12 protein-coding genes are annotated in these 12164 nt (G+C 72.1%); 7 read left to right on the top strand and 5 right to left on the bottom strand.

All coding sequences use genetic code 11. The features are described from left to right. Positions 1–81 precede the first annotated feature (81 nt). Positions 82–1347, top strand: a complete 1266-nt coding sequence (locus ABD831_RS03345) for an MFS transporter (protein WP_344941465.1) — start codon at positions 82–84, stop codon at positions 1345–1347. Here ABD831_RS03345 and tpx read toward each other — a convergent pair. Further along, positions 1317–1811: a thiol peroxidase gene (gene tpx, locus ABD831_RS03340; RefSeq protein ID WP_344941462.1), complete on the bottom strand. Its 495-nt coding sequence runs from the start codon at positions 1809–1811 to the stop codon at positions 1317–1319. The genes ABD831_RS03345 and tpx overlap by 31 nt on opposite strands. Positions 1812–1876: 65 nt before the next feature. Here tpx and ABD831_RS03335 point away from each other — a divergent pair, with 65 nt between their 5' ends. The 4 genes from ABD831_RS03335 (at position 1877) to ABD831_RS03320 (ending at position 6690) form a co-directional block, all read left to right on the top strand. Beyond that, entirely contained in the window at positions 1877–2569 is a 693-nt protein-coding gene (locus ABD831_RS03335; protein ID WP_344941459.1) for a ceramidase domain-containing protein, read from the top strand. Between the two features lie 10 nt (positions 2570–2579). Beyond that, positions 2580–2828 carry a hypothetical protein gene (locus ABD831_RS03330; RefSeq protein ID WP_344941456.1) on the top strand — a complete coding sequence of 83 codons (249 nt, stop codon included), beginning with the start codon at positions 2580–2582 and terminating at the stop codon, positions 2826–2828. A 71-nt stretch (positions 2829–2899) separates the two neighbouring features. Beyond that, positions 2900–5743, top strand: coding sequence for an alpha/beta fold hydrolase (locus ABD831_RS03325; protein WP_344941454.1), 2844 nt, complete (start codon positions 2900–2902; stop codon positions 5741–5743). Further along, positions 5740–6690 (top strand): ABC transporter permease subunit, encoded by a 951-nt coding sequence (locus tag ABD831_RS03320; RefSeq protein WP_344941450.1) that lies wholly within the window; start codon positions 5740–5742, stop codon positions 6688–6690. Before ABD831_RS03325 ends, ABD831_RS03320 begins: the two co-directional genes overlap by 4 nt. Before the next feature lie 133 nt (positions 6691–6823). On the opposite strand, the gene ABD831_RS03315 is transcribed toward ABD831_RS03320, so the two are convergent. The 3 genes from ABD831_RS03315 to ABD831_RS03305 form a co-directional block, all read right to left on the bottom strand. Continuing rightward, a complete protein-coding gene (locus ABD831_RS03315; RefSeq protein ID WP_344941447.1) occupies positions 6824–7696 on the bottom strand; it encodes an LLM class F420-dependent oxidoreductase in 873 nt (290 codons plus the stop codon). A 29-nt stretch (positions 7697–7725) separates the two neighbouring features. Then, positions 7726–8793, bottom strand: coding sequence for an alpha/beta fold hydrolase (locus ABD831_RS03310; protein ID WP_344941444.1), 1068 nt, complete (start codon positions 8791–8793; stop codon positions 7726–7728). Positions 8794–8929: 136 nt separating this feature from the next. After that, on the bottom strand, positions 8930–9472 hold the full coding sequence (locus ABD831_RS03305; RefSeq protein ID WP_344941441.1) for a phosphoribosyltransferase: 543 nt from the start codon (positions 9470–9472) through the stop codon (positions 8930–8932). A gap of 144 nt (positions 9473–9616) precedes the next feature. Here ABD831_RS03305 and ABD831_RS03300 point away from each other — a divergent pair, with 144 nt between their 5' ends. Beyond that, positions 9617–10762 (top strand): aminotransferase class I/II-fold pyridoxal phosphate-dependent enzyme, encoded by a 1146-nt coding sequence (locus ABD831_RS03300; protein ID WP_425582788.1) that lies wholly within the window; start codon positions 9617–9619, stop codon positions 10760–10762. Positions 10763–10879: 117 nt separating this feature from the next. On the opposite strand, the gene ABD831_RS03295 is transcribed toward ABD831_RS03300, so the two are convergent. Further along, complete coding sequence (locus ABD831_RS03295; RefSeq protein WP_344941437.1) at positions 10880–11176, bottom strand: hypothetical protein; 297 nt, start codon at positions 11174–11176, stop codon at positions 10880–10882. A 186-nt stretch (positions 11177–11362) separates the two neighbouring features. On the opposite strand from ABD831_RS03295, the gene ABD831_RS03290 reads away from it, so the two are divergent. After that, a complete protein-coding gene (locus tag ABD831_RS03290) occupies positions 11363–12148 on the top strand; it encodes a DUF5995 family protein (RefSeq protein WP_344941434.1) in 786 nt (261 codons plus the stop codon). Positions 12149–12164 lie beyond the last annotated feature (16 nt).

Raw genomic sequence — 12164 nt, 5'->3', positions numbered from 1 at the left:
TCTCGCAGAGGCTGACGGCTCGTACGGCACCTCTCTGACTATTCGTTGACAGATAGTCAGACGTCTAACTAACCTCAGAGCATGACCTTTCGTGACCTGATGGGTGTCCGTGACGTCCGGCTCCTGCTCATGGGGCAGGGCCTGTCGTGGGTCGGTGACGCCTTCAACCCGATCGCGCTGTCGGTGGCCGTCGTCCTGTCGGGAGGGGGAGCGGCCGAGCTCGGTGTCATCCTCGCGAGCGGGGTCGTGGCCCGACTGCTCTGCAGCCTCGTCGGCGGCGTGTGGGCCGACCGCGTCACGCCGCACCGGATCATGGTCGTCGCCGACCTCGTGCGGGCCGCCTCGGTCGGCTCGACGGCTGTCGCCTTCGCCGTCATGGGCGACCCGCCCGTCGCGCTCCTCGCCGGGCTCGCGGCTGTCACCGCCGGCGCTGGGGCGTTCTTCTTCCCGGCCTTCGTCTCGCTCCGCCCGCTCATCGTGCCCGCCGAGGGTCTGCAGACCGCCAACGCCGCGATCACCTTCCTGCAGTCGAGCGCACAGCTGGCGGGACCGGTCCTCGCGGGCGTCGTCGTCGCGGCCTTCGGCTCGGTGCCGGGGTTCACGGTCAACGCGCTGACCTTCGTGTGGTCGGCCGTCTGCGTCGCGCGACTGCAGGCCCGCTCTGCGCGGGTCGCGGCACGCAGCAGCCTCCTGACGGAGGTCCGCGAGGGACTGGCCGAGATCCGCAGCCGTGACTGGCTGTGGACGAGCCTCGTGTCGGCGGCCATGTTCCACGTCGCCGGCGGTGCCTTCATCGTCCTCGTCGAGGTGACGGCCGTGCGCGACCTCGGTGGAGCGCACGCCCTCGGCCTCGTCACCGCCTCGCTCGGCGTCGGTGGGCTCGTCGGGGGCCTCGTCGCGATGCGCGTGCAGCCGCGCCGGATGCTGCTCTGGGCGTTCGTGTCCCTCGGCCTGTTCCCGCTCTTCCCGCTCGCGTTCGCGTGGCCGGGAGGCCTCTGGGCCGTCATGGCCCTCGGGCTCGTCGGCCAGGCGGGCCTGCTCTACTTCGACGTCGGCTGGCAGACCGCCGTCCAGCAGGGCGTCCCGCACGACCGACTGGCCCGCGTCGCCTCGTGGGACGTGCTCATCTCGTTCGTCGCGCTGCCGGTCGGCAACGTCCTCGCCGGCCCGCTGAGCGAGCGCTTCACGACGGCCGACCTCATGACGGGCATCGCGGTCTGGATGCTGCTCGCCGGGTGCTGGCCGCTCCTCGTGCGGGGCGTCCGGGGCTTCGTCCGTGGCGGCGCACCCGCTGCCGCCACGGGCGAGGGTGTCGCTCAGACCAGCGCGGCGATCGCGGCGTCGTAGTCGGGCTCCTGGCTGATGGCCGGGACGAGCTCGGTGTGCACGACGGTCCCGTCGGCCTCGACCACGACGACGGCGCGGGCGAGCAGCCCGGCGAACCCGCCGTCCTCCATCCGCACGCCGTAGTCGTAGCCGAAGCCGGAGCGGAACGAGGAGGCGGCGACGACGTTCTCGATGCCCTCGGCGCCGCAGAAGCGCTTCAGGGCGAAGGGCAGGTCGGCCGACACGCAGACGACGGTCGCGTTCTCGAGACCGGCAGCGAGCTCGTTGAAGCGTCGGACGCTCGCGGCGCAGACGCCGGTGTCGACGCTCGGGAAGATGTTGAGGACGACGCGCTTGCCCTCGGGCAGCGTGACGTCGTCGCGCAGGTTCGTGCTGGTCAGGGTGTAGGCCGGGGCGGGGGAGCCCACGGCCGGCAGGTCGCCGATGGTGTTGACGGGGGTGTCTCCGAGAGAGGTGGTGGCCATGGACGTATCTAACACGGGTGCCCTGACGAGTGCCCCCACGGGCGTCGAGGGCCTACGGTCGCGGCATGCCCGCTGACGGCGCGACCTGCCTGACGACCCGCTGCTTCTGCGAGCTGGTGCGGGCCGAGGGGATCGCGCAGCCCGCGAACGCCTGGTCCTCGCTCGCCTTCGTCGTGGCCGGGGTGGCGGCCCTCGTCCTCCTGCGGCCGGCGACGAGGCCGGAGCGGGTGCTCCTGCCGCTCCTCGCGGTCGCGCTCGCGGCCGTCGGGGTCGGCAGCTTCGCCTTCCACGCGACCCTGACCCTCTGGGGCCAGTTCGTGGACGTCCTGCCGATGTATGCCGTGGGCTGCGTCCTGCTCGCCGGCGCCCTCGTGCGCCTCGGCTGGGTCGCGCCCCGCCCCGCCGCCGTCGGTGGGGTCGCCCTGCTCATGGCCCTCGGGGTGCTGCTCTGGCTGTGGCCCGAGTCGCGCCGGGTGCTCTTCGCCGCCGTCCTGCTGCCCGGCATCGTCCTCGAGCTCGTGCTCGCACGTCGTGGGACCGCAGCGGCGCGGTGGCTCCACCTCGGGCTGGGACTGCTCGTCACGGCATACCTGCTCTGGGTGCTCGACCAGACGGGACTGCTCTGCGACCCGTCGAGCCCGCTCCAGGGGCACGCGGCCTGGCACGTGCTCGGGGCCGCCGCCGCGTGGTGCCTCGCGAACCACTGGGCGACGACCGGCGGCACGCCCCACGGAGCGACCCGTAGGTTGGGGCCATGAGGTGTGCCCCATGACCGAACCGCACGACACCGGAGCGCGGACCCGCTTCGTCATCAACCTCGTCGGGGCCGTCGGTCTCGTCTTCGGCGTGCTGCCGATCGTGCGCTACCTGCTCGACCTGTCCTACCTCGAGTTCACCACCGCGCCGTACGACTGGCTGCGGCTCGAAGGGGCCATGCGGTTCGTGCCCCCCGGGATGGTGCTCGTCGGGTGCATCGTCGTCGCCTATCTCCTCGAGCAGCGCCCCGCGCGCGACTGACGCCTCTCGGCAGCCACCAAGGCTGGACGCTCGGTGACGGTCCGACCACTCGCCCGTGATGTGATGTGGGCATGTCGGTCCGGGCCTCCCTCCTCGCCGCGCTCGTCGTCGGGTCGAGCCTGACGCTGGCGGCCGCCCCGGCAGCGCTCGCCGCGCCGGCTGCCCCAGCCGTTGCGCCGGCCGCCGACCCGGTGACGCCGGAGGCCACCACGGTCCCGGTCGGCGCCGAGCCCGACGGCACCCCGGTACGCCTCGACGTCAGCGTGTGGCCGCAGACGAGCGGCAAGCACCCGGTCGTCCTGCTCGCCCACGGCTTCGGCGGCACCAAGGACTCGGTCACGAGCCAGGCGAACGAGCTCCACGACCGTGGTTACGTCGTCATCGCGTGGAGCGCACGCGGTCACGGCCAGTCCGGTGGTCGCATCCACCTCAACGACCCGGCCTACGAGATCGCCGACGCCAGAACGCTGCTCGACCTCGCGGCCAAGCGCTCCGACGTCGAGCTCGATGCCCCGGGTGATCCCCGCGCCGGCGTCATGGGCGCGTCCTACGGCGGGGCGCTCGGTCTCATGCTGGCCGGCTCCGACCGGCGCGTCGACGGGGTCGTCTCGGCCATCACCTGGAACGACCTCGCCGACGCCTTCTTCCCGCAGGCAGCCGTGACCAGGGCCGCGACCACCGCCGCCGGTCGCTCCCCGATCGACGTCGCCGGACCCTTCAAGCAGGTCTGGGCGACGAACTTCTTCCTCTCCGCCCTGCGCGGTGGTGGCCAGACCGGCGGTGCATCCGCCGGCGCGGCCCGCTGCGGCCGGTTCGACCCGACGATCTGCCGCCTCTTCGTCCAGGCGTCCGAGACCGGCACCGCGTCCCCGCAGCTGACCGAACTGCTCCGGGCGCACAGCCCCAAGCCGACGATGAACGCCGTCACCGCGCCGACCTTCCTCGTCCAGGGCGTCGGCGACTCCCTCTTCGGCCTCGACCAGGCCGACGCCAACGCGTCCGCCCTCGCGGCCACAGGCACGCCGTATGCCGTCCGGTGGAGCGACGGCGGCCACGACGCAGCCAGCACGCACGAGACGGAGGAGGTCGAGGCCTCCTACACCTGGCTCGACCACTACGTCCGCGACAAGCCGTCGGCGAGCAGGAGCGAGTCCGCCCTGCCCACAGCGGCCTTCACCTACGGCACGCCCGCCGGTCGCGCCGGTCAGCCGACGACGCTGCACACGCTCACGGCATACCCCGGCTTGTCGGGAGCGCCGCTCCAGACCCGGGAGCTGCCGCTGGCGACGACCTCCGGCACGCTGCTGCACCCGCCCGGCGGGCAGCCGGCCTCGCTCATCGCGGTGCCGGGTCTGGCCGCGCTCGGGATCAGCCTGTCGACCTACCAGATCGCGGCCCTGCCGGGTCAGTCGACGGCCCTCGACACCCAGCCCGTCGCCGAGGCCGCGACGGTCGTCGGGTCGCCGACGATGCGCCTCACGGTCACCTCGGACACGCCCGACGTCACGCTCTTCGCGTCGGTGTGGCGCGTGACCGGCGGCTCGGTGACGCTGACGCACCCGCTCGTGGCCCCGGTGCGGCTCACGGTGACCCCGGGCCGTCCGACGCCGGTGACGATCTCGCTCCCCGGCGCGACCTACGACATGGCCGCCGGCACCCGCTGGCGCGTGCTGCTGACGAGCACCGAGTCGACCTACTCCAACTCCCGCACCCCCAGCGGCATCCGGATCTCCGGGGCCTCGGCCCTGACGCTGCCGGTCGCGACGGGCGCCGCCGTCAGCGGGGGCGTCGCAGGCGGTGTCGACACCGAGACGCTCCTCGCGTCCGGAGCCCTGCTGCTCCTGCTGGTCGCGGCGCTCACCGGCTGGGTCGTGCGCCGACGGCGGCGGCGACACCTGCCGGCTCGGCCCGACCTGGCCGACATCCCGCTCGTCGTCGAAGGCCTCGTCAAGACGTATGCCGACGGGCACCGCGCCGTCGACGACGTGACCTGGCGTGCCGAGAAGGGTCAGGTCGTCGGGCTGCTCGGTCCCAACGGCGCCGGCAAGACGACGACGATGCGCATGGTGATGGGCCTCATCTCCTCCGACGCCGGCAGCGTCCACGTCCTGGGCGAGGCCGTGTCCGCGGGGTCACGGGTGCTCGGCCGCGTCGGCGCCCTCATCGAGGGGCCCGGCTTCCTGCCGCACCTCACGGGCCGCCAGAACCTCGAGGCCTACTGGTCCGCGACGGGCCGCGCGCCCGAGGACGCCCACTTCGACGAGGCCCTCGACGTCGCCGCCCTCGGCGGCGCGGTCGACCGGCCGGTCAAGTCCTACAGCCACGGCATGAAGCAGCGGCTCGGCATCGCCCAGGCCATGCTCGGCCTGCCCGAGCTGCTCATCCTCGACGAGCCGACCAACGGGCTCGACCCGCCCCAGATCGCGGCGATGCGCCCGATCCTGCGCCGCTACGCCGAGACCGGGCGCACCGTCGTCGTGTCGAGCCACCTCCTCGCCGAGGTCGAGATGACGTGCACCCACGTCGTCGTCATGCACGCCGGCCGGGTCATCACCCAGGGTCCTGTCGCCGAGCTCGTCGACAGCGACGACACGACGATCCTCGACCTGCCCGAGCACGTCGACCACGACGTCGTCAGTGCCGGCGTCCACGCGCTCGAGGCCGCCGGCGGCGTCACCGAGGTGCGGGTCGACACCCCGACCCGCATCGTCGTCGTGGCCGACCGCGGTCGGGCCGAGGTCGTCGCGGCCGCCGTCACGGCAGGCCTGCCCGTCGTCGGCGTCAGCAGCCGCCGCCACCTCGAGGAGGTCTTCCTCGGAGTCATCTCGTCCGCGTCCGCGCCCGGCGCGGCAGGCGAGCCCGGGGACGAGGGCGCGTCCCTCGTCGAGCGACTGAGGCAGGTGAGGGCCCGATGAGCGTGACCCCTGACAACAGGCCTGAACGCAGGCCTGACAACAGGCCGGAGCACGTGCCGGGCGAGGCGCTGCTCGACGCCATCGAGCCGGCGTCGGCATCTGCGAGCAGCGAGATCCGCCAGGTGCGCGACCCGCTCTCGTGGCGGTCCGAGCTGCGCCGGCAGTGGGGACGGCGGCGGACCCTCTGGGCCTTCGGCCTGCTCCTCGCACTGCCGCTCGTCCTCGTCGCGTCGTTCGCCTTCGGTGAGCGCTCGAGCAACAGCCGCGGCGGGGCGTCGACCCGGATCTTCGACCTCGCCCAGAGCGGGGCGGCCAACTTCAGCCTCGTGCTCGTCTTCCTCGCCTCCGAGCTGCTCCTCGTGTTGCTCGCCGCGCTCTTCTGCGGCGACGCGGTGCCGTCCGAGGCCTCGTGGTCGTCGCTGCGCTACCTGCTCATCGCTCCGGTGCAGCGCGCGCGGCTGCTCACGAGCAAGCTCGCCATCGGCATCGCCTCGACGCTCCTCGCCACGATCCTGCTGCCGGCCTGGGGCCTGCTCGTCGGGGGCATCGCCTACGGCTGGGACCCGCTGACCAACCCGCTGGGGGAGAACCTCTCGTGGGGCCAGTTCCTCCCGCGGCTCGCGCTCGCGATGGCCTACATCTTCGTGACCCTGCTGCCCATCGCGGCCATCGCCTTCTGGATCGGCACGCGCTCCGACGCCCCGCTCGCCGCGGTCGGCGGGGCCGTGCTCTTCAGCATCCTGCTCAACATCCTCGACCAGCTCGACGCGCTCGACCCCTACCGCAACGCCTTCCCCGGCCACTACTCCCGGGCCTGGCAGGACGCCCTCTCCGTGTCACCGGACTGGACCGACATGGTGCACGGCGCGCTGTGGGCCCTCGTCTGGGCGGTGGCCTTCACGATGCTCGCCTACCGCCGGTTCCGCCGCAGCGACATCCTCAGCTAGCCACCCGGCATACCCCCTCGTCGGCCGACGAACGACCGTTGGTCGACGCGGAACCGCGACACGCCGCGACGACACGCGGCAACGGCGGCTGGCGTCGACCGACGGTCGTCGGTCGGGGATGACAGCGGGTGGCTCAGAGCTTGGCGGCCTCGGGGATGATCCGCTCGCCGATGAGCTCGAGCACGTCGGTCTTCGAGCCGTCGCCCACGCCCATCTGCACGTGCGTCACGCCGAGACCGGCGAGGTCGCGCAGGTGCTCGAGGGTGGCGTCGACGTTCTCACCGTTCGGGCCGGGGTCGATGGGACCCATGACGGTCTTCTCGATCTCGTCGTAGTCACGGCCGAGGGTCTCGCAGTGGCCGCGCAGCACCTCGAGCTTGCGGGCGAGGTCGGGGCTGTCGAAGAGGTTGCAGGCCTGGGCGTACTGCGCGACGAGGCGCAGCGTCTTCTTCTCGCCGCCGCCACCGATGAGGATCGGCGGGTGGGGGCGCTGGACCGACTGCGGCGAGTTGAGGGTGCGCGCGAGCTGGTAGTGCTTGCCGGCATACGGCTCGTCGCTGTCGCTCCACATCTGCAGGCAGATCTGCAGGGTCTCCTCGAGCCGCTCGAAGCGCTCGGCGGTCCCCGGGAAGGGCAGTCCCAGCCCGACGGACTCCTCCTCGTTCCAGGCGGCGCCGATCCCGAGCATGGCGCGGCCCTTCGAGAGCACGTCGAGGGTGGTGACCTCCTTGGCGAGCAGCCCGGGCTCCCGGTAGACGGCGGCCGTGACCCACGCGAGCAGCTGGACGCGCTCGGTGACCGCGGCGAGGTAGCCGAGTGCCGTGTAGGCCTCGAGCATCTCGTGCTCGGGCGGCCCGATCATTCCGATCTGCCAGACGTGGTCCATGACGGAGAGCCTGGTGAAGCCGACGTCCTCCGCGGTCTTCGCGGTGCGCCGGAAGTCGTCGACGAAGGTGGAGGAGCCGCCACTCCAGGTGAAGTTGGCGATGTGCAGTCCGAGATCCATGCTTCGCACACTACGACCGTCGGCTGGGTTCAGTCGGTGATGAGCGCCTCGATCTCCCGGGCGAGGACGGCCGGCACCTCCAGGGGTATGCCGTGTCCGATCCCTTCGAGGGCCACCTCCTTGATGGCGCCACCGGCAGCGGCGTAGCGCTTGAGGACGGCCCGCACCTGGGCCACCATCGGCTGGGAGGGGAGCACGTCGCTCCCCGGCCAGCCGGGGACCGCACCCAGTGAGCCCAGGGTCGCGAGGTCGAAGAGCGAGGTGTCGCTGACGACCTGGTCGGCGGTGCCGTGCACCCAGGTGACCGGCGGCTTGCGCTCCAGGTCCACGATCGCGGTCGCGTCGAAGTGGGTGGGCGTCATCGTGTTGAGCACGCCCCGGGTGCCGGGGGCGACGCCGGGCCAGTTCTCCGACGGAGTCGAGTCGCCGGGATAGAAGTCGTCGCCCGTCCGGGTCAGGAGCAGCTCGTCGACGAGGAAGTCCTCGTCGACGTCGCCAGCGTTCGCGCCCGGGCCGTAGAAGGTGCGCATGACGACGCGAGGGCTGCTCTGCGGGTCCTCGTCACCGGCGTCCTTCGCGGCGAGGCGCCGCACGAAGTCCGCGTTGGCGGCGCCACCGCCGGTGCTCGCCCCGTCGTCGAAGGCGGGCGTGCCCGCGGCGTCGACGGTTCCGCCGAAGCCGTGCGGTGACAGGGGCGCCACGAGGACGACGCCGGCGAGGTCGTCCGGGTGCTCGACCATGAGCTGCTCGAGGACGCCCGCGCCCATCGACCAGCCCGCCGCGATGACCCGGCACTCGTCCGCCAGTCCCAGCGCGTCGAGGAGCGCGTGGACGTCCTCGACCATGTCGCCGAGACCTCGGGTCGCGTCGATCGGGAGCGCCTCCGTGCGACCGAAGCCGCGCAGGTCCGGGGCGATAACCCGGACGTCGTCGGCGAGCTCGCCGAGGGCTTCAGCCACGTAGCGCCAGTAGCCGCCCGTCGACAGGTTGCCGTGCACGAGCAGGATCGGCACGCCGTCCTCCGGTCCGCTCGACCACACGTTGGTGGTGAGGCGCGAGGTCTCGACGAGGGTGCAGGTGAACGACGGCGCTGTCATGGCGGGTCCTCTCGGAGTCGACCTGCCCTGTCTAGCACCGGCTCCGCGCTCGGTCAGTGTGTCGGCGCACCACGTTTCGTCGGTCCCGTCGTCGGTCCCGTCGTAGGTCCCGTCGTCGGGACCGACCGTCGGACCGTCAGGGCTGTCGGTCGATGTCGCTGTCCCCGGTCACCTGCGAGCCGGACACCGGCGGCTGCGCCGACCATGGGAAGACGATCCAGCGCTCCGTCTGCCGCCACACGTAGTCCGGAGCCACGATGGAGCGCGGCTTGCCGTAGATCACTGCGCTGCGCGCCTCGGCGCCGTGCTGCTGGAGCAGGTCGAGAACGAGAGCGAGGGTGCGGCCGGAGTCGGCGACGTCGTCGACGACGAGGATCCGGCGGCCCCTGATGCTGTCGGTGTCGAGGTGCGGCGCGAGCAGGACGGGGTCGGGCAGGGTCTCCTCGACGTCGGTGTAGAACTCGACGTTGATGGCATCGGTGAGCTTGACGCCCAGGGCGTAGGACAGGCCGCCGCCGGGGATGAGGCCGCCGCGCGCCACGGCCACGAGGATCTCCGGTCGGAAGCTCGAGTCGGCCACGAGCTGGGCCAGCTCACGCACCGCGGTGCCGAACCCCTCCCACGTCAGCACCTCCTTGTCGGCGAGGGTCGAGGCGTCTGCGTGGTGGGCGATCGTCATGCGCACGAGGCTATCCACGTCGGGTGAACGGCGTGTTTCGGGTGACGAGGCTTCGGGCAGACTGAAGCGGTGACCCGTGAGCCCTCCCGCCCGACCCGACCGCTCCAGCCCTCGCGGCGCTCGCAGGTGGCGCCGTTCGAGGTCATGGACGTGCTCGACCGGGTGGCCGTGCTGCGTGCCGAGGGGCGCGACGTCGTGTCGCTCTGCGCCGGCGAGCCGTCGGGCGGTGCGCCGAGCCTCGTCTCGGAGGCCGCGGCGAGGATCCACGGGTCCGGCCGCGCCCTGACCTACACCTCGGCCCTGGGCATCCGCGAGCTGCGCTCCGAGATCGCCGCCCACTACGGCCGCTGGTACGGCATCGACGTCGACCCTGCCCGGGTAGCGGTGACCACGGGCTCCTCGGGCGCTTTCGTGCTCGCCTTCCTCGCCGCGTTCGAGGCGGGGGACCGGGTGGCCCTCGCGCGACCGGGCTATCCGGCCTACCGCAACATCCTCACCTCGCTCGGCTGCGAGGTCGTCGAGGTCGACTGCGGCCCCGAGACGCGCTACCAACCGACCCCAGCCCTGCTCGAGGCGGCCCAGGCCGACGGTCCGCTCGCCGGGCTCATCGTCGCCTCGCCCGCCAACCCGACCGGCACCATGGTCGACCGCGCCGAGCTCGCCGCGATCACCGACTGGTGCGGCGCCCACGGGGTGCGCCTCGTCAGCGACGAGATCTACCACGGCGTCACCTATCCCGAGCCGGGCGCCGCGGACCCCAGAGGCGTGTGCGCGTGGGAGAGCGACGACACGTCGCTCGTCATCTCCTCGTTCAGCAAGTACTGGGGCATGACGGGCTGGCGGCTGGGCTGGATGCTGCTGCCTGAGGACCTCGCGCGACCGGTCGACGCGCTCGCGGGCAACGTCGCGCTGTGCCCGCCCGCACCGGCGCAGTATGCCGCCGTGTCGGCCTTCGCGGAGGAGTCCTACCTCGAGTGCGACGAGGCCGTCGCCGAGTTCGCGCGGACCCGGAAGCTGCTGCTGGACAACGCAACCCGACTCGGCTGGGGAGAGTCAGCCCCACCGGACGGTGCGTTCTACTACTGGGCCGACCTCGGTCCGCAGCTGGCCCGCTGGGGCGGCTCCGCGGCATACGCCAAGGCCCTGCTCGAGGACGTCGGCGTCGCGATCACCCCGGGAGGCGACTTCGACGACCGCGCGGGCGCGCACTCGGTGCGGCTCAGCTTCGCTGCCGGCACCACGGCGGTCGGCGAGGCGATCGAGCGGATCGAGGCGTTCAACGCACGCTGAGCTGCGGGCCCACTGGGCTGACTCGCCGGACCAGCACCGAAGCCCCCACGTCTGTGGGGGCTTCGACCCTGCATCACCCCTTCTCAGGTGGTCAGACCAGATGGTCAGCCCAGGTGGTCAGATGATGAGCACCACTGCAGCGGCGACCGCCCCGGCCAGAGCCAGAGCGCCGAGCACGAAGCTCATGACGGAGTCGTAGGTCCAGTGACCTTCACGATCACGAACACTGGCGCCGAGCATGCCGAAGCCTGCGGTGAGCAGGACTCCGCCAGCGATCCAGCTGCCGAGGTACCAGGCCTCACTCAGGTCCGCCAGGATCCAGCCTGCCGGCACGAAGTACGTGTAGGCACCGAACCCTGCGACCAGGGCACCGAGGATCAGGAGCGTGTACTCGACCGTGCGGTTGCGGAACAACCTCGGAAGGCGCTCAGTCCCGACACGATCTTTCTCAAGGAGCTGTGACATTGTCCTCACCTCCTTTCCTCATCTACCTTCAGCGTTTCTCGCCACCGGGCGGGGCACCAGAGGCTTTGGTCCTGACTTGCGCCGTGATCGACCGATCACGGTGTTTCACCCACCGTGAACCACTAGCGTCGGTGCATGGGGTGGTTCTCCGACGCCGTCGCCTGGGTCCGTTCGCGGTTCGGTGGGTCGCCCACCCCGGCTGCGCCGGCGCCGGGCACGCCCCCGTCCGTGCCACCGGGCCAGCCGGTCTCGGTCGACGCACTCGTCGCGCGCATGCAGGAGATCGACCGCGCGCTGCCCGCCGATGACGGCGTCGGCGACTTCAACCGGATGTACCTACGGGTCACCGAGCTCGTGCGTGACCGACTGGTGGCCGGCTGGTTCGCCAACCCCGCCTTCGTGACGCGCCTCGACCTCGTCTTCGCCGGCCTCTACCTCGACGCGGTCGATGCAGCCGTGCCCGACCCGTCGTGGGCACCGCTCTTCACGTCGAGGCGCGAGCCCGGACGGGTGCCGATCCAGTTCGCCCTGGCCGGGATGAACGCCCACATCAACCACGACCTGCCGGTCGCCGTCGTCACGACCTGCCGCCAGCTCGGGCTGACGCCTGACAGCCCCGGTGTCGAGGCCGACTACCAGCGGGTCAACGAGCTGCTCGCCGCCGTCCAGGAGGAGGTGCGGCGCTCCTTCCTCGACGGCGTCGCACTCGCCGTCGACGAGCAGTACGCCGGCCCGGTGGCCAACCTCGTCAGTGGCTGGAGCATCACGAGGGCCCGTGACGCCGCGTGGACCAACGCAAGAGTGCTGTGGTCGCTTGACGGCGCCGAGCCGTTGCGCACCGACTTCCTCGCCACGCTCTCACGCACCGTCGGGATGGCGGGGCGCTACCTGCTGACGCCGGTGGCCGACCTCGCGCCCTGAGGGCGCGAGGTCGGCC

This window comes from Terrabacter ginsenosidimutans, assembly GCF_039539425.1.
Classification (GTDB): Bacteria; Actinomycetota; Actinomycetes; order Actinomycetales; family Dermatophilaceae; genus Terrabacter; species Terrabacter ginsenosidimutans.
Note: the sequence above shows the minus strand (reverse complement) of the source record. Positions and strands in the feature narration are given on the sequence as shown.